Source organism: Rhizobium sp. A22-96 (assembly GCF_053521805.1).
Genome location: NZ_JBNWDQ010000001.1, coordinates 1425935 through 1448013, shown reverse-complemented (window position 1 = coordinate 1448013; position 22079 = coordinate 1425935). Strand labels below are relative to the sequence as shown.

28 protein-coding genes are annotated in these 22079 nt (G+C 57.4%); 18 read left to right on the top strand and 10 right to left on the bottom strand.

The window, feature by feature from the left end; translation table 11 throughout:
• The 5 genes from ACQZ6F_RS06475 to ACQZ6F_RS06455 all read left to right on the top strand — a co-directional run.
• On the top strand, positions 1-946 hold a 946-nt coding region (locus ACQZ6F_RS06475; protein WP_449096327.1), incomplete at its 5' end, for an autotransporter outer membrane beta-barrel domain-containing protein.
• A 593-nt stretch (positions 947-1539) separates the two neighbouring features.
• The gene (locus ACQZ6F_RS06470; protein ID WP_449093118.1) at positions 1540-2070 is read left to right on the top strand and encodes a phage tail protein; all 531 of its coding nucleotides are present in this window, start codon (positions 1540-1542) and stop codon (positions 2068-2070) included.
• A 36-nt stretch (positions 2071-2106) separates the two neighbouring features.
• Positions 2107-2637: a phage tail protein gene (locus ACQZ6F_RS06465; protein WP_077472906.1), complete on the top strand. Its 531-nt coding sequence runs from the start codon at positions 2107-2109 to the stop codon at positions 2635-2637.
• A 29-nt stretch (positions 2638-2666) separates the two neighbouring features.
• The gene (locus ACQZ6F_RS06460) at positions 2667-3200 is read left to right on the top strand and encodes a phage tail protein (RefSeq protein ID WP_077472907.1); all 534 of its coding nucleotides are present in this window, start codon (positions 2667-2669) and stop codon (positions 3198-3200) included.
• Positions 3127-3783 carry an N-acetyltransferase family protein gene (locus ACQZ6F_RS06455; protein WP_449093117.1) on the top strand — a complete coding sequence of 219 codons (657 nt, stop codon included), beginning with the start codon at positions 3127-3129 and terminating at the stop codon, positions 3781-3783. Before ACQZ6F_RS06460 ends, ACQZ6F_RS06455 begins: the two co-directional genes overlap by 74 nt.
• Here ACQZ6F_RS06455 and ACQZ6F_RS06450 read toward each other — a convergent pair.
• Both ACQZ6F_RS06450 and ACQZ6F_RS06445 read right to left on the bottom strand, forming a co-directional pair.
• Entirely contained in the window at positions 3776-4069 is a 294-nt protein-coding gene (locus ACQZ6F_RS06450) for a DUF6916 family protein (protein ID WP_077472909.1), read from the bottom strand. The genes ACQZ6F_RS06455 and ACQZ6F_RS06450 overlap by 8 nt on opposite strands.
• A gap of 349 nt (positions 4070-4418) precedes the next feature.
• Positions 4419-4985, bottom strand: coding sequence for a TetR/AcrR family transcriptional regulator (locus ACQZ6F_RS06445; protein WP_449093116.1), 567 nt, complete (start codon positions 4983-4985; stop codon positions 4419-4421).
• 101 nt (positions 4986-5086) lie between these two features.
• Here ACQZ6F_RS06445 and ACQZ6F_RS06440 point away from each other — a divergent pair, with 101 nt between their 5' ends.
• From ACQZ6F_RS06440 to ACQZ6F_RS06430, 3 genes are all read left to right on the top strand, one after another.
• On the top strand, positions 5087-5773 hold the full coding sequence (locus ACQZ6F_RS06440; RefSeq protein ID WP_449093115.1) for a glutathione S-transferase family protein: 687 nt from the start codon (positions 5087-5089) through the stop codon (positions 5771-5773).
• 647 nt (positions 5774-6420) lie between these two features.
• Positions 6421-7305: a hypothetical protein gene (locus tag ACQZ6F_RS06435; protein ID WP_449093114.1), complete on the top strand. Its 885-nt coding sequence runs from the start codon at positions 6421-6423 to the stop codon at positions 7303-7305.
• 180 nt (positions 7306-7485) lie between these two features.
• Positions 7486-7872, top strand: a complete 387-nt coding sequence (locus ACQZ6F_RS06430) for a PAS domain-containing protein (RefSeq protein ID WP_449093113.1) — start codon at positions 7486-7488, stop codon at positions 7870-7872.
• 98 nt (positions 7873-7970) lie between these two features.
• Here ACQZ6F_RS06430 and ACQZ6F_RS06425 read toward each other — a convergent pair whose 3' ends face one another.
• Positions 7971-8870 (bottom strand): LysR substrate-binding domain-containing protein, encoded by a 900-nt coding sequence (locus ACQZ6F_RS06425; protein ID WP_449093112.1) that lies wholly within the window; start codon positions 8868-8870, stop codon positions 7971-7973.
• Positions 8871-9040: 170 nt separating this feature from the next.
• On the opposite strand from ACQZ6F_RS06425, the gene ACQZ6F_RS06420 reads away from it, so the two are divergent.
• Genes ACQZ6F_RS06420 through ACQZ6F_RS06410 form a run of 3 tightly spaced genes read left to right on the top strand, consistent with a single transcriptional unit; the run spans position 9041 to position 10792 of the window.
• Positions 9041-9586, top strand: coding sequence for a sugar ABC transporter (locus ACQZ6F_RS06420; protein ID WP_449093111.1), 546 nt, complete (start codon positions 9041-9043; stop codon positions 9584-9586).
• Between the two features lie 6 nt (positions 9587-9592).
• The gene (locus tag ACQZ6F_RS06415; protein WP_449093110.1) at positions 9593-9919 is read left to right on the top strand and encodes a hypothetical protein; all 327 of its coding nucleotides are present in this window, start codon (positions 9593-9595) and stop codon (positions 9917-9919) included.
• 21 nt (positions 9920-9940) lie between these two features.
• Positions 9941-10792, top strand: a complete 852-nt coding sequence (locus tag ACQZ6F_RS06410; protein ID WP_449093109.1) for an MBL fold metallo-hydrolase — start codon at positions 9941-9943, stop codon at positions 10790-10792.
• Positions 10793-10835: 43 nt separating this feature from the next.
• On the opposite strand, the gene ACQZ6F_RS06405 is transcribed toward ACQZ6F_RS06410, so the two are convergent.
• On the bottom strand, positions 10836-12017 hold the full coding sequence (locus ACQZ6F_RS06405; protein ID WP_449093108.1) for a serine hydrolase domain-containing protein: 1182 nt from the start codon (positions 12015-12017) through the stop codon (positions 10836-10838).
• Positions 12018-12157: 140 nt separating this feature from the next.
• On the bottom strand, positions 12158-12898 hold the full coding sequence (locus ACQZ6F_RS06400) for a transporter substrate-binding domain-containing protein (RefSeq protein WP_068395927.1): 741 nt from the start codon (positions 12896-12898) through the stop codon (positions 12158-12160).
• 447 nt (positions 12899-13345) lie between these two features.
• Between ACQZ6F_RS06400 and ACQZ6F_RS06395 the strand changes: the two genes are divergently transcribed.
• The 5 genes from ACQZ6F_RS06395 (at position 13346) to glnQ (ending at position 16973) form a co-directional block, all read left to right on the top strand.
• Complete coding sequence (locus ACQZ6F_RS06395) at positions 13346-14080, top strand: helix-turn-helix domain-containing protein (protein ID WP_169055495.1); 735 nt, start codon at positions 13346-13348, stop codon at positions 14078-14080.
• Between the two features lie 91 nt (positions 14081-14171).
• Complete coding sequence (locus ACQZ6F_RS06390) at positions 14172-15053, top strand: PhzF family phenazine biosynthesis protein (protein ID WP_077472917.1); 882 nt, start codon at positions 14172-14174, stop codon at positions 15051-15053.
• A gap of 12 nt (positions 15054-15065) precedes the next feature.
• A complete protein-coding gene (locus ACQZ6F_RS06385) occupies positions 15066-15578 on the top strand; it encodes a RidA family protein (RefSeq protein ID WP_077472929.1) in 513 nt (170 codons plus the stop codon).
• Between the two features lie 13 nt (positions 15579-15591).
• Positions 15592-16248 (top strand): ABC transporter permease subunit, encoded by a 657-nt coding sequence (locus ACQZ6F_RS06380; RefSeq protein ID WP_077472918.1) that lies wholly within the window; start codon positions 15592-15594, stop codon positions 16246-16248.
• Entirely contained in the window at positions 16245-16973 is a 729-nt protein-coding gene (gene glnQ / locus ACQZ6F_RS06375; RefSeq protein ID WP_077472919.1) for a glutamine ABC transporter ATP-binding protein GlnQ, read from the top strand. Before ACQZ6F_RS06380 ends, glnQ begins: the two co-directional genes overlap by 4 nt.
• Positions 16974-17091: 118 nt before the next feature.
• Here glnQ and ACQZ6F_RS06370 read toward each other — a convergent pair whose 3' ends face one another.
• Entirely contained in the window at positions 17092-17991 is a 900-nt protein-coding gene (locus ACQZ6F_RS06370; protein WP_077472920.1) for a LysR family transcriptional regulator, read from the bottom strand.
• A 181-nt stretch (positions 17992-18172) separates the two neighbouring features.
• Here ACQZ6F_RS06370 and ACQZ6F_RS06365 point away from each other — a divergent pair, with 181 nt between their 5' ends.
• The gene (locus ACQZ6F_RS06365; protein WP_449096326.1) at positions 18173-19051 is read left to right on the top strand and encodes a hypothetical protein; all 879 of its coding nucleotides are present in this window, start codon (positions 18173-18175) and stop codon (positions 19049-19051) included.
• 29 nt (positions 19052-19080) lie between these two features.
• Positions 19081-19653, top strand: a complete 573-nt coding sequence (locus ACQZ6F_RS06360) for a YceI family protein (protein WP_449093106.1) — start codon at positions 19081-19083, stop codon at positions 19651-19653.
• Here ACQZ6F_RS06360 and ACQZ6F_RS06355 read toward each other — a convergent pair.
• The 4 genes from ACQZ6F_RS06355 to ACQZ6F_RS06340 form a co-directional block, all read right to left on the bottom strand.
• Entirely contained in the window at positions 19613-20074 is a 462-nt protein-coding gene (locus tag ACQZ6F_RS06355) for a hypothetical protein (RefSeq protein ID WP_449093105.1), read from the bottom strand. The genes ACQZ6F_RS06360 and ACQZ6F_RS06355 overlap by 41 nt on opposite strands.
• 322 nt (positions 20075-20396) lie before the next feature.
• Positions 20397-20906 (bottom strand): invasion associated locus B family protein, encoded by a 510-nt coding sequence (locus tag ACQZ6F_RS06350; RefSeq protein WP_449093104.1) that lies wholly within the window; start codon positions 20904-20906, stop codon positions 20397-20399.
• Positions 20903-21415 carry an invasion associated locus B family protein gene (locus ACQZ6F_RS06345; RefSeq protein WP_449093103.1) on the bottom strand — a complete coding sequence of 171 codons (513 nt, stop codon included), beginning with the start codon at positions 21413-21415 and terminating at the stop codon, positions 20903-20905. The genes ACQZ6F_RS06350 and ACQZ6F_RS06345 overlap by 4 nt, the downstream gene beginning before the upstream one ends.
• 10 nt (positions 21416-21425) lie before the next feature.
• Positions 21426-21938 carry an invasion associated locus B family protein gene (locus ACQZ6F_RS06340; protein WP_449093139.1) on the bottom strand — a complete coding sequence of 171 codons (513 nt, stop codon included), beginning with the start codon at positions 21936-21938 and terminating at the stop codon, positions 21426-21428.
• Positions 21939-22079: the final 141 nt, after the last annotated feature.

The window sequence follows — 22079 nt, the reverse complement described above, 5'->3', positions numbered from 1 at the left end:
CTTCGTGCAGTCCCGCCAGAACATGATCGCCAACACCATCGAGGTGCCGGGGCTGCTGCAGCGCCGGCAGATGGAGAAGGCGACCGATCCGGTCACCGCCCGCATGATGCCATCGGAAGAGGGCATGACGTTCGGCTTCTCCACCAGCCTGTCGCAGATGCGCGCCGCCGCCGGTGACCCGGATGCCGCCTCCGCCCCCTTCAACGTCTGGATCGACGGCGCCTATCTTGCCCATAATGACAAGGGTAGCAAAGACAGCAACAACGCGAAGTGGGGCAGCTTCGGCATGGTCAGCATGGGCGTGGATTACCTGCTCTCCGACAGGGCCCTGATCGGACTTTCCTTCCACTATGACCGCATGACCGACCCGACCGATCAGGATACCGAACTGACCGGCAATGGCTGGCTTGCCGGACCCTATGCCTCGCTCGAGCTTGGCAAGGGCGTGTTCTGGAACGGCAGCCTGCGCTATGGCGGCTCGAGCAACACCATCAACACCCAGTTCTGGAACGGCTCGTTCGACACGACGCGCTGGATGGCCGACACCTCGATCGAAGGCCAATGGAATCTCGATGAGGAAACCACGCTCTCGCCCAAGCTGCGGGCGATCTACTTCTCCGAAAAGGTCGACGATTACAGCGTCAAGAACAGCGCCGGCGACAGGATCGACATCGACGGCTTCAACGAGGACCAGTTCCGCGTCAGCCTCGGCGCCGAGATCGCCCGCTCCTTTACCCTGGAGGGCGGAACCAAGCTCACGCCCAAACTCGGGCTGACGGGCGGCTACTCCGCGCTCGACGGCTCCGGTGCCTTCGGCGCCGTCACCGCCGGCCTCTCCATGCAGACCATCAACTTCTGGATGCTCGACACCAGCATCCTCTTCAACATCGAAGGCGACGGACAGAAATCCGTCGGCGCTAAAGTCGCCGCTAGCAAAAAGTTCTAGCCAAAATAATATAATCACCAAAACCAGGCGTAGAGGGGTAAGCGCCTTCTAGGAAGCCACTCGAGAGGTCGGCGCAGCGTCCGGCCTCAAATCACTTGAGTGAAGCTGGTCACGTGTTTCCGTGCCTAGGCTTTCAATGCACCGATCACGACGTCTCTTTCCTTCCCAGCCCGTGATGCGCATGATGCCGAGAGGGCGGAAATATATCTTCTCGGGAACTTTTGTTCGACCCGAATGGAATATCGTTTCAGGGCGACGCTTCATCGGTTTCGATCAAAGATATTATACTCGCAACGAGGACAACCGACCCGCTCGCAAGATAAACGGCCCCCCTTTGACGCGCGACCCGACTATAAGGAGGAATCTCTGGCGCTGTCAGCCATGTATTTTAAATTTATACAACCAAATAACATGATGATAATGTTTATTATTCGCCTCTTTTTGCGCTCACTTTTCAACCTTTAGTATTTAAAAAAACTATTAAAAATACACTGAACTTTTATACCTATGATGGTCAAAATTTTTCTTGCGTTTATCGCATTGATTGAGTGATGATAGCATTCAATATAATTAGAATATTCACGGGGTATGGTATGACAGAAGTCTTTCTCGGCCAGATTATGCTCGCAGGATTTCAGTTCGCACCCAAGGGCTTTGCCCTGTGCAACGGCCAGATCCTCCCCATCGCACAGAACCAGGCCCTGTTCTCACTGTTGGGAACTTATTACGGCGGGGATGGAATTCGAACGTTTGGTCTGCCCAACATGCAGAGCCGCACACCGGTTGGATTCGGACAATCTGTCGATTCCTCGTGGCAACCCGCGCCTTACCAGATTGGTGAAGTCGGCGGTGTGGAGAATGTGACGTTGCAGCCGCAGCAGCTGCCGCAACACGTTCACGTCGCGACCGGAACGACCAGCAGCGGCACGGTGCGCAGCCCGAGCAATGGACTCTATGGAACCAACAGCGCGAATATCTATGGCCCTTCCAGCGGTGCTCAGGTTGTGCTGGCGAACCAGACCGTGACTCCGGCCGGCAACGGCCAGCCCCATGCGAATTTGCAGCCCTACGACGTGATCAATTTCTGCATTGCGCTGTCGGGAGTTTTTCCGTCCCGCAATTGATCATCGCCCGTCAACCTACTGCTCGGAGGAACAACCATGAGCATGCCCTATGTCGGAGAAATTCGGCTCTTTGGCTTTTCGCGCGTGCCCAACGGGTGGCTGCCGTGCAACAACTCCTTGCAGCCGATCTCCGAATATGAAGCCCTGTACACGCTTATCGGCACGACTTATGGCGGCGATGGAGTAACAACGTTTGCGACACCCAATCTGTGCGGCCGCGTGCCGATCCACCAGGGCACCGGGCAAGGCCTTTCGACCTATGTGATCGGTCAGGCTGCCGGCAGCGAGAACGTCACACTGCTATCCATGCAGATGCCGTCGCATACGCATCCGTATCTTGCCACCACAGGCCTTGCGAACAGCAAGACCGTCGGCACGTCGATGGAACTCGCTGCCGTGACCGGAGATACAATGTATGCCTCGAACTTAAGCGGAGCCACTCCGATCATTACCTCACCACTGGCAACGCAGGCAACGGGATCGACGAATCCACATGACAACGAGATGCCGACGCTAACGGTGCAGTATTGCATCGCATGGGCAGGCGTCTTTCCCACACAGGGCTGAACCGCGCGCAATCCACCAAGGACATTGCTATGACACAACCTTTTCTCGGCGAGATCCAACTGTTCGGTTTCAACTTCCCGCCCTATCGTTGGGCATTCTGCAATGGTGCTACGCTCCCCATCCAACAAAATACCGCACTTTATTCTCTGCTCGGCGTCCAGTACGGCGGCAATGGTACCACAACATTCCAGCTGCCCAATTTTACCAACCGTGCCGGCTGCAACCAAGGTCGAGGGCCAGGCCTGACACCGCGCACCGAGGGCGAAACCTTCGGCAGCAACAACATAACGTTGACGCAGGCGGAAATGCCGGCGCACATGCATTCCTTGACCGTCTTTAATCAGGGCGACACCGCCAAGCGCGCCGCCGCGCCGAGCACCGGCGCCGGCCTTAGCCTGCCGAATTCGAGCACTCCGTTTCTGCCCAATGCCCAGCCGAACGCACAGTTCGCGCCGAACGTCATCGGCGTTGGAGGCGGAAGCCAGCCGCATGAAAATCGCCAACCCTATCTCGCGGTCAACTTCAGCATCGCGTTGGCCGGCGTATTTCCATCCTTCGGTTGATGTCCGCCCTGTGACAGGCTCGCTACCGGAATTTCCCGCGCGAACGGGCCATAACAGGCTCCGCATTCCCAACTGCATCCTGCGCCCTGCAACACTGGGCGACCTCGCGTTTCTACGCCAGCTATACGGTTCGTTTCGGAAAGATGAACTGGCTCAGATACCGTGGTCGCAAGAGGACAAGCAGGCATTTCTGGACCAGCAATTTGATCTCCAGCATCGCTATTATATTATCGCGTTCCCACAGACAGACTTCCTGATCATCGAGAAAGACGGCATCCCCATTGGTCGCCTCTACATCAATCTCGACACGGAGATCTGGCAGATTATCGATATCGGGCTGCTGCCGGAATGGCGCGGTCTGGGCTTGGGCTCTGCAACACTGAAGGCCATCCAAGCCGCGGCATCAGCAGGCAAAAGCCTAGGCATTGCCTTGCATGTCGATCGAAACAACCCACGTGCATACGAGCTTTATCGGGCCTTCGGATTTGAGGCAGTTGAAGCCACCGAGACCCACATCGGCATGGAATGGCGCTCGCGCCATCTCCTGCCAAAGCGGAGAGATCAATCGGCAGACCTCAGTTGAAGACTGCCTGATAGATGATCCCATCCTTGTCCCTGGCGACCGGCACCAGGAAAATGTCGAGAATTCCAAGGGTAGAGTTGTTCAGCCGGTAAATCTGTTGCGGCAGCAGAACCTTCGACTCGCTGCGAAACAGAAGCGCAAACGGGGCTCTCGTCATCCCCGGAAAGCCGCGTTCGGGCAAGGGCCTTGCCTCCGTCAGCGTAAAGGCGACGGAGCCAGCGCCCATATCGATTTCGAACCCCTCCCCGACACAACGGGCGAAATGATCTAGCGTTACAATCCCCATCCCAACCCCAATTGCTCGTCTGCTCTTTGATTGTCGAGGCTTACGATTAATGGCCTTTCTTGAAATCTATCAAGAGATTGGGGAGAAGCAAGTAACTCCTCGTTTATTCAGTGGTTTCGCGCTGTATAGACGAAGTTGACCGATCGGAATCATCGCTCCGTGGACGAGTTCTCAAAGTTCTTTAGAGTGACGCCCATTCTTCGGGACCGCGATGTGCGGCGATATGCCGGCGGAAGGAACGTTGCCATCGACGTTACCGACCTTATCAGCGCGAAAAGCTTCGCTCAGGATGTCGAGATTTTCCAACGGCCAGGTCACCACGCCTCAACTCAATTCACTCCACCATCCCTCAAGGAGAAAGACCCGAGCTGCGATAGGCTTTGATACATTGGTCGAAGATCGCGATATCGCCCCTGCCGCGCGCGACTAGTTGGGCGCCCTCGATCGCCGCGAAAATTGCGGTAGCGAGGCTTTGTTTCTCTTCGGCCGTAGCTTTCGGCCTGTGGCGCGCGAGCATCTTGATCAACCAGGCAACATTGACCTCTGCGAAGCGATCCACCTCCGTCCGTACGGCATCCGGAAGATCAACATACTCGGCCGACATGATGCCACAGAGGCACATGCGGTTGTCTTTTTCCAGGGCGGCTCGAAACACAGCGGTATATTTCGCAAAACACTCATGGATGTCGATCGATTCATCCAGAAGGCTGTTCAAGAAGGCCGCCGCCACATCGGTATATCGCCTGGCGAGAGCAGCGCCCAGATCGCCTTTGGTCGGAAAATGATAGTGAACCGAAGCGCTCTTTACGCCGACGGCAGCCGCGACATCCCGGAAACTCAGCGCGTTGTAACCACGATCCTGCACCATGAGGCGGGCCGCCTCCATGATCATCTCGCGGGTATCTTGCACATTCATCAAAAACCTTCCTTCCGTCTATCAACTGATAGATAGCACTTGACGGGGCCGTTTAATAGGTATCTCTTGCATCTATCTACTGATAGATAAAGGAGAGAAAAATGAAGATCTATGACCGTGAGGGCTTCCCCAACCCCGCACGCATCCGCATCGTTCTGGCCGAAAAGAACCTGGACTCGAAAGTCGAGTTCATATCCGTCGACCTGATTGCGGCGGAACACAAGCAACCGGGGTTTCTCGCGAAGAACCCCGCCGGGACTGTTCCCGTCCTCGAACTGGATGACGGCACACTCATCGCGGAGTCGACCGCCATCACCGAATATCTCGACAACCTCGACGGCAATCCCACCCTGACCGGAACGACGCCTCTCGAGAAGGCAAGCATCCACATGATGCAGCGCCGCGCCGAACGCGAAATCACCGATGCCGTCGGTATTTACTTTCATTATGGGACACCGGGCCTCGGTGAGGCGCTTCAACGCTACAAGGCGCCTGAATGGGCGGCGCGCAAGGAATGGGCAGAAAGACATCGCGAACAGGTGATCGCCGGCATGTTGTATTTCGACGGGATCCTCAGCACACGGCCATTCGTCGCTGGCGCGAAATTCTCGATGGCTGACATTACCATCTTCGCAGGTCTGATACATGCAGACGCCGCCGGCATATCAATCCCCGAAAAAGCTACTTTCCTGAAGGCCTGGCGGGCAAAAGTCTCGGAACTGCCGAGCGTCAAGAACCGCAGCGGTCAGGATTTCGTGGCGGAGGATCTGCGTCGCTTCGGCCTGTGATGCAGGATTGCGGCCTCTCCTCGGAGAAAGCATGCTCCGCGCCCGGCATCTAATTCTCCGTTGACACAAATGGGGGCCGGTTGTTCAGACCGGCCTCCAATTCCTGCCCATGAAATTTGTCGATCTCGACAGCGAAGGAAATGGCTCCCTAAGAGGATGCTGATACCGATGGTATTTCCACCCTTAAGTGCCGCAGCTAGTCCGGCAAGATCGTTCCGGAATCGCCACGATGTTCTAAAGCCGGATCAGCTAGAATCCAATCAAGCCAAAGCACCGGCAACGGATCACAGGCACTCCACTCCCATCGAGACGAGGTGGGTTCAGCTGGCGCTTTCGCCGGCGATCGATGGCGGCAAGCTTGCGGGCTGGGCTCTATGTTGACACCCAATCAGGCCACCTATCAGTAGAAGTTGAGCAGTCGCCTTCGATAACTACACCACCCATGGTATATAAGTAGTATCAAATGCAACAAAAAGATTAAGCTTAGCTCCGTAAAATAGAATTCCAACACCCGTGAATCGACTGACGAGCTAAGTAAAATAATATTACGGAAATATATTTAATAATAATTGACTAAAATTGCGATCTTAATAATCTGTTGAAGATTTATATTTGCGCGACTCCTGGAGCACGACGGAGGTATTTGCATGAGTGTGCTAGGAACCTTGCCCGAGGGGCTGATTTGCCGTCCGATTGAAAAAGCCGACTGGCAGGGCGTGATAGATTGCCTGCGGAGAGGCTTTCCTGATCGCTCGCGCCAATACTGGCAGAACGCACTCGGCCGCATCGACGACATGCCGGTGGTTGGTGATTTTCCGCGCTATGGCTACGTCCTTGACCACGCCGGAACGGTAGTCGGCGCGATGCTGACGCTCTACTTTCGACATACGGATGCACATGGGGAATCCATTCGCTGCAACCTCTCGAGCTGGACAGTCGACACGGATTTTCGTGCCTATGCAGGCAAGCTGATCATGGCTGCCCTGCGTCAGCGGGATGTAACCTTTCTGAGCGTTACCCCCGCTCCGGTAACACGCAAGGTCGTAGAAGCATTGCGTTTCAAGCGCTTTGCCGACGGTCAACACGCCTTCCTGCCTGTGTTGAGCCCTGTGCGGGCAAGGTCTCGCGTGGTGAAGGTCCATGCCGACGCATCGGAATTGCTTCAGTTGCCGGAACACGAACGCCGCATTCTTTTGGAGCACACGGCTCTGGGATGCGATGCCCTGATGTGCATCATCGACGGTTCGGTGCATCCGTTTGTATTCAAGGCACGTCGTGTGCTCAAAGGCTTCGTCCCTGCAAGTCAAGTCATCTACTGCCGGTCGCATTCCGACCTCAGCCAATGTGCCGGTGCACTTGGACGATACCTGCTAAGGCGGGGCAAAATCTTTTGCCTGGTCGATGCCAGAGCGCCGGTTCCGGGATTGGTCGGGCGCTATTTTGCCGAAATCGGGCCAAAATATTTCAAGGGACCGAATTTGCCAGCTCCGGGTGATCTGGCTTTCACGGAGTTTGCCCTATTTAACGAATGAACATGCCAATGAAGGCCACACAGCAATCTGGCGCGCACCCAGAAGCCCCCTCGCCGCGTCAATTGCCAACTACCCGCCGGCTTCAATTGCCGGCTCCGGGTCGGAAACCGGCCCGGAAAATCCGAAGGCCCGTGCACGCTTGCCGGGCATTCCTATGATTATAGCGAGAGAGAGGGCGCTATGGAAACGACTGACCTGCAGGCATGCCGGATCGAAGAAGCCGGCATTTGGACCTGGAGCATCGAGAGCGACCTGGTGTTTGCCGATACGGCGGTCGCAAAACTCTTTGGCATCGATCAGGAAGAGACGCTGCATGGCCTGCCAGTCGAACGCTTCCTGACGCGTATCCATGCCTCGGACAGGCCGCGTATCGCGAGAAAACTCAGCCAGGCCATCATCGGCGGGCAGCCATATCGGGAAGAATATCGCGTGGAGGATTATAGCGGCACGATCCGTTGGGTCATGGCCCACGGCCGCTGCTTTCGCGATCGATCTGGAAACCCGGTACACTATGCAGGCATCGTTCACCCGATAGAATATCCCCCGGGCCTCAAGGCATCTGCTTAGATCTGCTCAAGACCTCTTCAGCAGGAGCCTGCATGAGGTTGCTGATCTTTCGGCGCGAGGGAAAGGCGTTGAAACCTGCTTCGCGCCGCGCGCCGCCTTCAGATCATTGGATCTGCCGTCCGCGCTTCCGCAAGAAGCCAATTGGCAAAAAGCTGTATCGGACCGTCACTCAACCGGATCGGCTCCGGCAGGATGAGGCAGAATGTCTTGGAGATGGACTGCCCATGGGGCCAAGGCGTGATAAGGCGCCCTTCCGCCAATTCCGTCTCGACATAGAGGCGCGGCACCAGTGCGACGCCGAGTCCGGCCAGCGCGGCCTCGATCAGCATGATGTGAAGATCATAGCGAGGCCCGATCGCGGGATTGGTCAGCACGATCCCGGTCTCCTGCGCATAGCGTTGCCAGGCGTCCGGGTTCTGGCGCCGATGGAGGCGCGGCAACTCATCAAGGGATGCCACACTGTCTCCTCGGTCGAGAAGTGCGGGATGGCAGACAGGAATCAGGGTTTCATGCAGCAGCCGGTGCGTTCTCATTCCCGCCCATGCAGGATGCTCGAAATGGATCGCAGCGTCGAAACCGCTTCCCGCAAGGACAAAAGGCTCCATCCGCTCGGCAAGATGCACGATGATATTCGGGTGCTCTTCCTGGAACCGAGCCAGACGAGGAATAAGCCAGCGCGCGGCGAAGGTCGGGATCGTAGCAATGTCGATGCTGCCGCCGTCGCGCGGCTCGCCCATCAGATATTGACTGTCCCGCTCCAGCCGGTCGAGTGACTCCCGAACCTGAGCCGCGTAACGCTCGCCATTCGGCAAAAGCCGAACGCGGTTGCCGACCCGCTCGAAGAGCGTGACACCCAGGAAAGCTTCGAGCCGGCCTATCTGGCGGCTGATCGCTCCCTCGGTCAGGGCCAGCTCGTCGGCCGCGCGAGCGAAGCTTCCATGACGAGCCGATGCTTCGAACGCCATGAGCGCGGAATTGCTTGGAATCTTGCGGCGCACGGGCAGCTCTCGGTATGATGGTTCAGCACACGATCCACCGTTACCTTGATATTAGATCACTGAAGCATGATCCGATATCGATATATTGGCGTCACCGTACGCCCTATCATGATCAAATATCAATTAGAAACAAGACCGGAAGCGCCATGCTTTCGGTCGGAGGTGATACGATGATCTATACGGTAGAATGCAGCTTCGCCAATGCAGATAGCGAAGCGGAATGGAATGACTTCTATAGCCTGGAGAAGTTGCCGGCCCTCATTTCGGTGAGCGGCTTCCACACATCACAGCGTTTCAAGGCATTGAGCCGTGGCTGCCCCGTCTATCTCGCCATTCATTCGATCGATGGCTTGGATATTCTGACAGGTGAGGAATATCGGCAAAAGGGCGGCGGCAATTTCGCACGCTGGCAACAGCACATCACCGACTGGCACCGGAACCTCTATGATGGCATCGAGCGAGCGCCAGCAATCGGTGAGGGCGAATATCTTGCCTTGAGCGCATCAGGCCCCGAGCCCCTGATCCGGCTGGGCCTTGCCCCACAGGCGATGCACGCGGTCGCGATGGAGAAGTTTCCCGAACACCGCTGGCTCGCCAAGGTGGAGCACGCCAAGACGCCGGTCTTCGAGCATCTGCCGGAAGACATCCATATCTATGAACCGATGACGACGCAGTTGACGAGCGGCGGTGGCACCGTCTTCGCGAAGGTACTGTAAAAGCCGATGCCGAATGTCACGATCTTCATCCCCGCAAACAGGATGCCGCCGGACGGAGCGCTCGCCACCCTCACAGAGCAGTGCACCGAACTCTGTACCAGCATCCTCCGGGCCGCATTGGCGAATGTGCATGTCATCTATGTCACGGTTCGGCACGGGCAGGGCCACCCGGTCTTTGCAGAAATCCGGTATCGCCTCGGACCCTGTCGGACCACACTCGTCATGGATCAGTTCATGGAAGGCCTCGACATGGCCATCAGGCGCAATCTCGATCTCACCGCGCGCATCCGTTGCTTTGGCTATGCAGCGTCGAGCATTTGCGCGCGAAATTGAACTGAAGCTCGGAGAGAACCAATGACAGATATTGCATGTCCCGGTCAGCAGATCGGCGACTTGACTATCACCGCCATCAGCGATGGTTATCTCGCTGGCAGCTTCGACCTGCTCTCGAATATCGACCCTGCTGATGCCACCCGCATGCAGGAGAGGGCGGGAATAAAAGATCATGCTGCGATCCACATCGGCTGCTATCTGGTACGTGGCGGTGGCCGTACCATCCTGATCGACGCAGGAGCCGGTGGCTTCAGGCAATGGGGCGGTCGGCTGAAGGCCAATCTTGCGCTGGCCGGTATCCAGCCTTCCGAGATCGACACGATCCTGTTGACACATGCCCATCCCGATCATGTCGGTGGGTTGGTGGACGCTTCGGGAGAAGCCGTCTTCCCGAATGCCGAGCTTGTTGCCCACAATCGTGAAATCGCGTTCTGGCAGGATGACGGCAATCTGAGCCGGGCGCCCGAGCGTGCTCGTGGCAACTTCCTCCTGGCGCGCCAAGCGTTCGATGCTTACCGCGACAGGCTGCGCACCCTCGATGCCGGCGAGGTGCTCCCCGGTATAGCGGCGATGCCGTTTCCGGGTCACACGGTCGGGCACACCGGCTATCGTCTCGAATCCTGCGGCCGGAATCTGCTCGTCTGGGGAGATATCGTCCATTTCCCTCAAATTCAGATCCCGCGCCCGGATGTGTCGATCGCCTTCGATCAGGATTCACATCTCGCCGCAGCCACACGGTCGAGGTTGCTAGATCTCGTCAGCTCCGAGCGACTGCTGATCGCCGGTATGCATCTCGGCGAACTCGGTTTCGCGCGCATCGAGAAAACGGGCGGAAACTTTGGCGTTATTTATGAGGGGCTTTCCCGAGAATAGTTCCAAAGCGAGCCGCCGGATAAGATTTAAAGCTCTTGGTTATCTAGACAATCGAAGAAATGGCGTTGAACAACGCCATGTTCAGCGGCTTCAGCCTGTCATCCACCGGATCGGGTTGCGAAGAAAACTTGACGATCACCACCTCCGAACGAGGGTTTACGAAAAGCCATTGCCCATGAATGCCCAGAGCGAAGAAGGCGCCATCTTCGTTTCCGGTCTGATACCACTGATTGCGATAGGAACCTGAATGAAGCCAGTCAGCGAAATTGCCGGTTATCCAGGCATCACGGCTGCCGCCGTTTACAGTATCCCGAACCCACTCAGATGAAATTATCCGACGGCCTTCGACCTCACCTTCGCGACGGACAAGTTCGCCGAGGCGGGCAAAATCACGGGCCGTAACGAACAAGCCGCCGCCGGCACGCGCTGTCCCCTCGCGATCGACCGTAACAAGTGCATTCGATCTGGCGCCGAGCGGTTGCCAGAGCTTCTGTGACAACAAATCCGCGAAACGTAGGCCGGAGGCTCGTTCGACGACCAGACCGAGCACATCGGAATTGGGCGAGCAATAGAAGAACGGTCCGCCGTGATCCCTCTGCGCCTTTTTCAAGGAAGCAAGGAAGGCGATCACCGTTTCAACCGGCTCGCCATCGAGCGCGGGATCAAGCAGCCCCGCCCGGCGATACCGCGCAAAGTCGCCCCTTGGGTCGCTGTAATCCTCATTGAAAACGAGGCTCGTGCGCATGTCGAGCGCATGTCTCACCTTCGCATCGCCAAAGGCGGACGTCGCCAATTCAGGAACATGACGGACGATTGGCTCATCTGGATCCAGAGTGCCCTCGCCCACCAGGATCCCGGCCAGCATGCCGGTAACGGACTTGCTTGACGAAAACAGTATGTGTCTAGACCGGGTCGTGAAACCGGGAGCATGGAATTCCGCGATAACAACGCCTTTCTTCATGACGAGAAGGGTGTCGGCATAGGTTTCCTGAAGAACCGCGGAAATGCTCATCCTTCGGTCGCCGACCGGTATTTCCTGTGACGTCAGCCAAGTCTCGTCGACCTTGGGTTCTTCGACGCCGTTGTCCGTCGCCGGCACTTCCGCTGTTGGGATAAATTCGTGAATGTTGCGAAACACCCAAGTGTTGAAAGGCCTGTTGCGCCAGTTTTCCAGACTGACGCTGTCACGCCGAAACCCGTGCTGTTTCTCGAATAATTGAAGCATTGCTTTCCAATCAATCCATAAGGATCGTAGCACCGTACTTTACGTTGACGGTACGGTTGCCCGATCACTTTAGCGTCTGAGTTTCGGGCTCCCGGAGATAGACCCCCCAGGAGCATTTGCGGCGCGAAATGCAACGCCTATCAACCAAACCATTTGTCGCAAATTGCCTTGTAGCGCCCATCCGCCTTCATCGCGGCCAGCTGGATATTGGTTGGCGCCACCAATGGGCTGCCCTTCTGAAATCCAATACCGACATTCTGGCCAGCAAGGGTCGGCTGGATGACCTTGACCTTACCTTTGCCGGCCGTCTTGGCATAGTAGAGCAGAAGCGGAGTATCGTAGATAACGGCATCGGTTCGGCCAGCCTGCAGTGCCAGGAGCGCATTGTTGATGCTTGGAAGCTGCTCAAGCGTGGCATTCTTCAGATTGTTCTTGATGTAGTCGACGGCGATCGTACCCGTTTCCGTGCCAATTGTTTTACCGTTGAGATCGGCGGGCGATTGAATGGAATTATCGTCCACCCGCGCCACGGCGACGAGACCGCTATCATAGTAGGGGTCCGAAAAATCGATGACCTGCTGACGAGCAGGCTTGATGAAAAGCTGAGAAACGATCGCGTCGATATTGTTCGTCTGCAAGGCGGGGATCAGCGCGCCGAACTCCATTGGCTGTATCCGCCATTTTCGATTGAGACCTTTGGCAACCTCCGCCCATATCTCGACGTCAAAGCCTGTATACGTGTCACCCTGCTTGAATGCGAAGGGCGGAGCACCAACGTTCGAACCAACGATAAGCTCGGCATCTTCCGCTTTGGATATCCGGGCGAGTGAAATTGCCGGAATGGCGGCAAGACCAAATTTGAGCAGCGAGCGACGATCCATTTTCTTGTTCCCTCTGTGGTTAGGACCAGTGGACGTGTTCGGACTCTGAAAATGGCCGATATATGCTCTCCGTCACTGGCAACCGGCACTCTATTCGGAACACTCGTCGCAGATCGCCGCCAAACGGGCCGAATTTATTGACCGAGCGGGCCAAAACGAAGGAGCTTTGCCCATGGGCCCCGGTTGGATCTTTGACATGGAGACCGCACAGCCACGGCTCGCGCTTGATCGAACCTGCGAGGCGAGGCGGTGCCGATTCCTGTTGATTTTCGCTTGTTCACGCTGCTAGCTTGCTAGACTGACATATAGAGTGCGCAAATGCTGCGATCATTTGAACAGGTTTCCCATCCCAGCGACGCTAATCTTTTGATTTCCGCCGACGAGGAGTGTGCCGCTCTTTCGGTTGGGGGCGATTATGCGATGCCATGGCATTGGCATGATTGCTTGATGTTCATCTTGCCAAGCCGCGGAACCGTCGAGCTCAAGCACGAGGACCGGCGTGATGGCGCCTGGCTATCGCAAGACCGGTTTGCCGTCATACCCTCTAGCCGCGCACATGAGACACGAGCTGGTATAGGCGGACAAAGCCATGTCGCCGTCTACGTGACGAATGACAGCCTGCGCAAATTCGACAACAAAATCGGCTCGCTCAGCGAGTTTTACAGGCGCACCCGCAGCACGGCGCTAGTCGCGCGGTCACCGACATTGCGTGCGATACAGGAGCTGGCGATACGCAAAGATACCGGCCCCTACGCAAGCTCTATGATACGTCATTCCTTCTCCTCTGCCTTGATTCTGCAATGTATAGCCGACGTCATGACCGGGGATATCCTGCCCAATGCCTCCCACCAGGATCACGGCATGGCGGTTGTCGAGGATCTGAAAACATATCTGCTCGAACATGCCGACGAAAACATTCCGCTCGACATGCTGAGCGAGCATTTCAGGATCTCAAGGCGCCACATCACGCGCCTGTTTCGTGAAAGGACCGGGTTTTCGATTGGTGAGTTTCAGCTGCAGACGCGACTGAAAAGGGCTCGGCAGCTTCTCGTCGAGACAAACTTGCCGGTCGGAGAAATCGCCTTCCGAGTCGGGTTTGAAAGCGGCGCCGCGCTGGCCCGGGCGATGCGACGCGAGAACGGACTTTCGCCGTCGAATATCAGGACTGGTTTGGCCCATTAGATCAATTTTTAAGGCCCGTTGAGCCGCGCTTATAAGCGATCGGCATGTTTTATCCTGACAGCTCACGTTGCATGTGAGGGCAGGATAGGCAATGCAGACCAGTGATAAGGTTCAAGTCGTCAGTGTATTTGCCACGGGGCCGCAGGGCGGAAACCCGGCGCCGATCGTCGTTGATGCCGCCGGCATGACGGACGTGGAGATGCAGTCCGTCGCAAGAGCCTATGGTCACGAAAGCGGCTTTGTTCTTCCGGCTTCCGCTGGCACGGAATGTGACTTCGATTTCCGTTTTTGGGTGCCCAATCACGAGATGTCGATGTGTGGGCATGCCACTATCGGATGCGTATGGCTCCTGGACAGTCTCGGCAGGCTGCCGCGCCCGGAAGTCTCGATATCGACGAAGAGCGGAAAGGTCGAAGCACGCGTTCTCGGCCATTCCGAGCAGGGCGCCGAAGTGGAAATTTCGCAGCCGGCGGGGATCGTCGAACCCCTCACCGACGAGCGGACGCAAATCGCGGATATCGTCAGCGTGCTCGGCATTCAAGCATCTGAGCTTGCGGACTACCCGATCCAGAATGCTCGAACCAGCCGGGTAAAAACCCTCATTCCATTGAAAAGCGAGGCCGTGCTTTCGAGCCTGCGTCCGGACTTTTCTAGAATGGAGGATGTGTGCACGCGCATTGGCTCGACCGGGCTCTATCCCTACGCGGTTCTCGACCATGCGAGACAGCTATTCGACGCAAGACAATTCCCGCAATCATCGGGCTATCCTGAAGATGCGGCGACCGGCATTGCCGCATCCGCCCTTTCGTTCGGGTTGCTGGAAAACGGGATTGTGGAACGATCTGACAGGCAGATCACGATCCGCCAGGGACGCGCCATGAAACGCCCATCCGCCATCTCCGTTCGCTTTCACATGGATGATAGCGGCCCGAAAGGATGCTGGATCGGCGGTGCCGTTCGGATTGGCGCCTGAATGCGCGGCCTCATGGAGAACAATCTTCGCATTCGCCTTGGCGAACTGGGTTTGCAGCTTCCCGAAGCGCCGAGGCCACGGGGCAAGTATGTCGGCGTGACCGTCCATAACGGGATAGCCTATGTGAGCGGCCAGGTCAGCCGTCTCGGGGATGACGTGATCTGTGGACCCGTCGATGAGAATACCTCTTCTCACACCATAAAGCTTGCAGCCGAGACCTGCGTACTGCGGGCTCTGAGTGCCTTGACCGCAGTCGAGAATGCCTACGGGTTCGACCGCATATTGTTCATGCGGGGCTATATAAACGCAGTGCCCGGCTTCACCGCCCATTCCGCCGTGCTTGATGCTGCTTCCGAGCTTCTCCACGCCATTTTCGGAGAGCAGGGAGTTCACTCGCGATCGGCGGTGGGCGTTTCCAGCCTGCCGAATTACGGGCTTCTGGAAATTGAATTGGTTGTCTCGCTGATAGCCAATCCTCTGCGGGATGCAGGAACCGCCTTGCCGAAAGTAACCCAATGCCTTTGACGGGGGATTTCTCATGACGTTCGATTGGAGCGCAGTGGTATCCGCCCTGCCAGATTTGCTCGACGGGCTAAAGCTCACGATCCTGATCGCCATCGGCGGCCTGGCGGGCGGCATTGTGCTGGGCACGCTTACCGGTGCCGTATTGACCTATGGCGGTTGGCTGACCGTCGTGCCGGCGCAGATCTATGTCGCGTTGATCCGCGGCACGCCCATCGTTGTCCAGGTCATGTTTATCTATTTTGCATTGCCGATCATGATGGGAATCCGTATCAGTGCGACAAGCGCCGCCATCATAACGCTGATCGTCAATTCGGGTGCTTACAATGCGGAGATCGTTCGCGGGGCGCTGGACGGCGTCCCCGTGGGGTTGAAGGAGGCCGGCCTTTCCATGGGTCTGCGCTTCCGCACTGTTCTGGCCCATGTCATTGCACCCCTCGCCTTCCGCCGCGCGCTGCCGGCCATGGGAAACCAATTCGTCAGCGTCGTCAAAGATACCTCGATTTTCCTCGTTATCGGCGTCGGAGAACTCACCCGCCGCGGACAGGAAATCATGTCGGAAAATTTCCATGCCGTGGAAATCTGGACCGCCGTGGCCGCGATCTATCTGATTGTCATCAGCATTCTTGCATTCAGCCTGCGTCTGGTCGAACGAGGAGCGCGCCTGCCATGAGCATGATCGAGTTTAAGGACACCACCAAGAAATTCGGCACCCACCTCGTTCTCGATCCGATTAATCTTGCCATCGATCGCGGCGAAGTGGCAGTCGTGATCGGCCCGTCCGGCTCCGGTAAATCAACGATGCTCCGATGCATCAATGTTCTGGAAAAAATCAGTGGCGGAGACCTCAAGGTCGATGGCATCAGCGTGCTGGGCTCTCAAGGCGACATACGGCGGATCAGGCTCGAAGCCGGAATGGTCTTCCAGCAATTCAACCTGTTTCCGCACCTGACGGCGATAGAGAACGTGATGTTCGGACCAATTCGTGCAAGAGGCCGCACAAAGGCAGAGGCAAGGGACATAGCGGCATCGCTGCTGGAAAAAGTCGGCCTTGCCGAACGGATGAAGCATTATCCTTCGCAGTTGTCCGGAGGACAACAGCAGCGCGTCGCAATTGCACGGTCCCTGGCCGTTGGCCCGAAGCTGATGCTGTTTGACGAACCCACATCGGCGCTAGACCCGGAATTGCGCGAGGAAGTTCTCAAGGTCATGCAAACCCTGGCGGTCGAAGGAATGACAATGGTCGTCGTAACTCATGAAATCGGCTTTGCAAGGCGCGTCGGATCAAGATTGTTGTTCATGGATCGCGGTCAACTGGCCCACGACGGAAACCCGAACGAACTGCTGACGGAGCCGCCCAGTGAGCGGTTTCGAGATTTTCTGCGGCATGTGCATTAGTCCAGCCATCGGCGTTTCCGAAAATCGCTTAGCCATTTCTCTGGATTGAGAATGTCCAAGACTCTGCTCTCCACCGGTAGAAATCCGCACCGGGTCTCGCACGCTATCGCGTGGAGGTTTACCCAGAGCAAAGCTGTTCCTGGGAAGCCAGGAAATCGACGAATGTGCGAACCTTGGCGGAAAGGAATTTCCTGCTGGGATAGACGGCGTACAAGTTCACATAAAACGTCGTGACATCGGGAAGCACCTCTTCCAGCCGGCCATCGGCAATATCGGTTTGCGTCATCCAGGTCGGCAGGAAAACCAGTCCCATACCCTCCAGTGCAGCCTGATGAAGCATTATCTCATTTTCGCTCTGCATCACGATGCGGAACTTGAGCGCGCCGGCGTCTTTTGAGCTGTTGACGACCACGCTGCCTATTTCACCCATTCCGCTGTAGAGCAGGAGGGCGTGACCATCTAGGTCGGCTTGCCGCTTCGGACGCGTTGCGCGCGATAGATAGGCGGGCGATCCGACCAAATGAAAGGCAACCTTTGCCAAAGGCCGCGAAATAAGGCTCGGATCAAGACGGTCGGGCAATGTCGCACGCAGCGCAAGATCGAAGCCCTCATCGACCAAATTGACAATTCGACCACTGATATCGATGTCCAGCCGAACATCGGGGTAGCGGCGATGGTAGTCGGCGAAGGCGCGGGCAATCAAAGTATTCGCGATCCAAACGGGTGCGCTCAGCCGGAGAGTACCGCGCGGCAGGACCGTGACATTGCTGACGGCCGCCTCCACCTCGTCCAGCCCGTCGAGCATCTGCTTTGCGTAGTTGAAATAGAGCGTACCACTTTCTGTCAGGCTTACGCGACGGCTGGTCCGATTGAGCAACCTTGTGCCCAGCCGGCTTTCCAAATGCATCAGATGCTTGCTCGCCATCGCAGGTGAAAGCTTCAGGCGCGTCGCAGCGGTGGAGAAGCTTTTAAATTCGGCGACGACGACGAAAACGCGGAGGCTCATCAAGGTGTCCATAGATCATCAACCTATAGGAAACGGTTCTTCAACAAAAGCCATCTTGATCAACAGAGATGAAAAGCTCACTTCTGACGGCAGAACGCTTACGCCCCACTCGCTTACCCGGCATCATCGAACCAATTTGCCGCCGGGCTTGTGATGACCGGCAACTATCTATTCCTTTTGATGGGCCATATTCATGCAGGGCATTGCGACAATATTCGATAATCCTATCGTGATGATGGTGGTTGTCGGGCTGGTGGTGGGGCTGGCCGGCGGTATCCTGGGCTGCTTTTTCACTCCCATCGGCCGGTTGACACCTGCGTCTGTATTTTTAGCCAGCTACTATTCCGCCTATGGCACAATCCCGGATTTTCCGCCGATCGCTTCTACGGGAAAAGTTTTCTATTCAGTGATCGGCCTGGCTGCTTTCGGCCTCCTCTTCGACTATGGCCTGAAGAAGCGCCCTGTGGCCGCCGCCAGCGCGGCGATCGCGCCGGCCTTGCTGATTGCATGGATCGGCTACAACCGATTGACGGCCGCGTTCAGCGCCGAACTGGCGCTGATCACCCTCCTCTTCGTCATCGTCGGTGCCTTTGCTTTTCTCTGGTTGCGCACGATCGATTCCGCCCCGACTGGCGCAAGCCGCGGGCCGGTGGCCAGCATCTCGATATTGCTGTCGCTTGCTGTGGGATATGCGCCGATTGCCCTCGTCGGCGGCTCGTCAACGGGCCTGGGCTTATTCGCCGGATTTGCCGCAGGCCTTGGAGGCCTCGGTCTTGTTCAATTCATCTTTCCGTCTGCGTCACTCGGCTGGACCGGCATCCTGTCAGGTCTTGGAGCGGTGCTGGCGTTTAACGACAGCGTCACACTGATCAATGGCAAGATGGATTTCGCGCTTCTGATCCTGCTTTGCCTGTCTCTGATCCTTGGCCAACTCGTTGGGCTCGCGCTTCCACGCAAGCAGGCGGGAGCCCCACGCCTGAGCCAGATCGTCATCGGAATATCGACGCTCGTTCCGAGCATCGCCGTCGTGTGCCTCGCCTATCTTCGCCACGCCGACGCTTTCCATCCGTAGTCCACCCCACCCCCATAAGGATTAATTGAATGAATAAGAAATTCGCCCTGGCGCTTTTTGCCTTTTCGTCGCTCGCTGCTCCTGCCTTCGCGGCGGATTACGCGATCGATCCCACCCATACGCACGTCGCCTTCAAGATCGACCACGTCGGCTTCTCGCACGTACTCGGCTACTTCGCCACCGTGGCCGGCACGCTGAGCTTTGATCCGGCGAATGCGAGCGCCTCAAAGCTCAACGTGACCATCCAGGCCGACAGCCTGAACACGAACTTCGCGCAGCGCGATACGGACCTCAAGGGCGCCGACTGGCTGGACACCGCAGAGTTTTCAACCATTACCTATGTCGGCAAGACCTTCACGAAAACCGACGACACCCACGGCACGATCGCAGGCGACCTGACCATTCGCGGCGTCGCCAAGCCAGTCACCCTGAACGTCACGCTCAACAAGATCGGCGTTCATCCCATGACCAAGGATGAAGCCGTCGGTTTCGATGCCACGGCGACATTCAAACGCTCGGATTTCGGCATAAAGACCTATCTTCCCTATATCGGCGATGACATCACCGTCGACATCTCCACGGAAGCTCACGTAGCAAAGTAACAACGCTCCAGCGTCGGAACGCTTCTTGTGAGGCGTTCCGATATGCTGAATAGGGCGCAGCTGCTTGGCCATACATCTGTACGATTTGGCCAGACCGCGCAGGCGATTGCAGGCCGAACGCTTCCAGCGTCGAGGGATGAAACAGTTCCTCGGTCACCAGCAGCCTCGAAGACAGGCCCTGGCGAAAATGGGCGGAGAGGAACGCATCCAATGTCTTGCGATTGTTCAGCACCCCGTAGGACCGGCAGTCCGGGCCCATGAGGTTTTTAACCGTTTCAAGATGATCCTCGACGAAAGGCATAATGACCCTCCTCGCCGATGCGTCCTCCAGTTCGGTGAAGGCGATCTTGCGCGCTGCTTCAATATGGATATCGCCGGGCAGGTCGACCTTGATCTTCTCCGGCCTGCCGGGCGTATCCATCTCGCCGCGAACCCATGTTATTGATGCCGCCAACGTTGCGCAGATCGGCAGGGCTTGGGATCTCTGGAAACAAGCTGCCGACAATCGATGAAGGTCTAGGCTAATCTTGAGATCTCTCCGCGCAGAACTCCCCAACACCCGCTCGGTGCGAGCCGGCGCCGCCATAAGCGCAATCATGGCAGCGGCTACCTTGCGAACGGTCGAAGCCAGATCTTCAAACCCGCAATTACCACCTTGCCTTTGGCACTGCCGGTTGCGACGCAAGTCGGCGCCTCGCTGTCTTGTTCAGTGGAAAGGTGTGATCGACGAGAGCAAGCAGACCTCAGCGCAAAACGGCCTCCGCACGCGCAAGTGCCGTCGAAAACCCGTTGAGCGAAATGCCGAAAGAGACTGGATTGCCCTTGTCGGCGACGATCGCGTGGACATGCAATATCTTGCCGGTCTTGAGCAACGCGAGCCGCAAGGCGTCGATCTCGAGTTCGACGACGCAGCCCATCGGCAGGGCCGTGCGGAACGGCACGGCGGGTGCCGGGCTGTGCTCATCGATCTGCAGGACGATGCCCTTCTGGAACAGGAGACCGAATGGCAGGACGAGCGTCCCCTTGATCCGCCCGGCTTCTGGCCGCAGTTCGATGAGAAGCAGCCGCTGGCGCGTGTCGTTGTGGATCTGTTCCTGGGCGATGACGCAGGTTTTCTGGGCCCCGGTTTCGCCCGGCTGAACGGAGCCGATGAGCAGCCAGTCGCCGTGGATTTCACGCACGGCATCGGCTCCGCCGGGCAGGCGGACTGTTGGGTTTGCGACAATCGGATTGGGGGCGAGCTGGTCGGTCATGGGAAACGTTTGTCCTTTTTGATGGAATGCGAGCATGCCTGGTGGTGGCGAGCGCGTGCCAGTGCGCTGGCGAAACCACTGAGCGGAATGGAGAAATTGACTTCCTCGCCTGTGTCGGCCGTCGCCATCACATGCAGGCGGTGGCTGGACATCAACAGCACGGTCATAGCCTCGTCAAAGTCCAGATCGACGAGGACGCCGTTGGGCAATGCCGTCTGGATTTGCCGGGCAGGCCCAGGTTCACTCTCTTCGAATTGCAGCACGACGCCGGGCTCGCGCATCAAGCCCGATGGTAGCAGGAGCGAACCCGTCACACGCCCTTTCCTGGGGCGCAGCTCAATCACCAGCAGGCGCTTGCGCGTTTCCTCGTCAAGCTGCACCTGCGAGATCGTACAGGACGCTTCATGGTGTAAGCTCTCCATATCGAGCGGGGCAAAGACGGTCCATTCTCCATGCACCTCCCGCAGGGAACGCGGGCGAGTTGCTACGCGCGTGGTATCGACGGCCATCTCAAATCTCTCACTTGGTCAGCTCGCCGACACGGGCAAGAGCCGCGGAAAAGCCTTTCAAGGAGACCTTGAGTGCGACGGGCTGGGGCGGCGCGAGCGCCGTCGCGCTCAGATTGAGATTGGTTCCCGTCTTGAGCTTTGCCGCCTGCCCGGCATCGAAGCTGATCGATGCAAGGCAGCCCTGCGGAATACAGGTCGAGAAGGCGGCCGGGCTACCCGCCGGGGCATCGTCGATCCGCACGGTCACGCCCTGGGCGAGCGCCAGGCCGAACGGCATCAGCAAGGCTGCCTGCAGTTTGCCATCCGCGCTATTGGCGACTTCGATCGTCAGCACGTTCTGGCCGGTGTCCTTGTTGCTCTGGACCTGCCGCATCACGCACTGCGTCGCATTGTTTTCCGCCCGACAGGCGACAATCCAGTCCTGATAGGTTTCGACGAGCGAACCGGCGCCGCCGGGTAGCGCTGCCGCCGAGGCGGAGGCAGCGGCAAGCAGAAGGCCGCCAAGGGCAGCCGATCCGGCAATGCTTAGTGCCTGGCGCTGAAGATTGTCGATGATTGTCACGTTGCAAATTCCTTCTTCAAATGCGGATTGCGTAGGTTTGCCGAGCACCCCCCACCACTGATTTCCAGCGCATGACAGCCAAGCAGGTGGCTTGTACGAGGG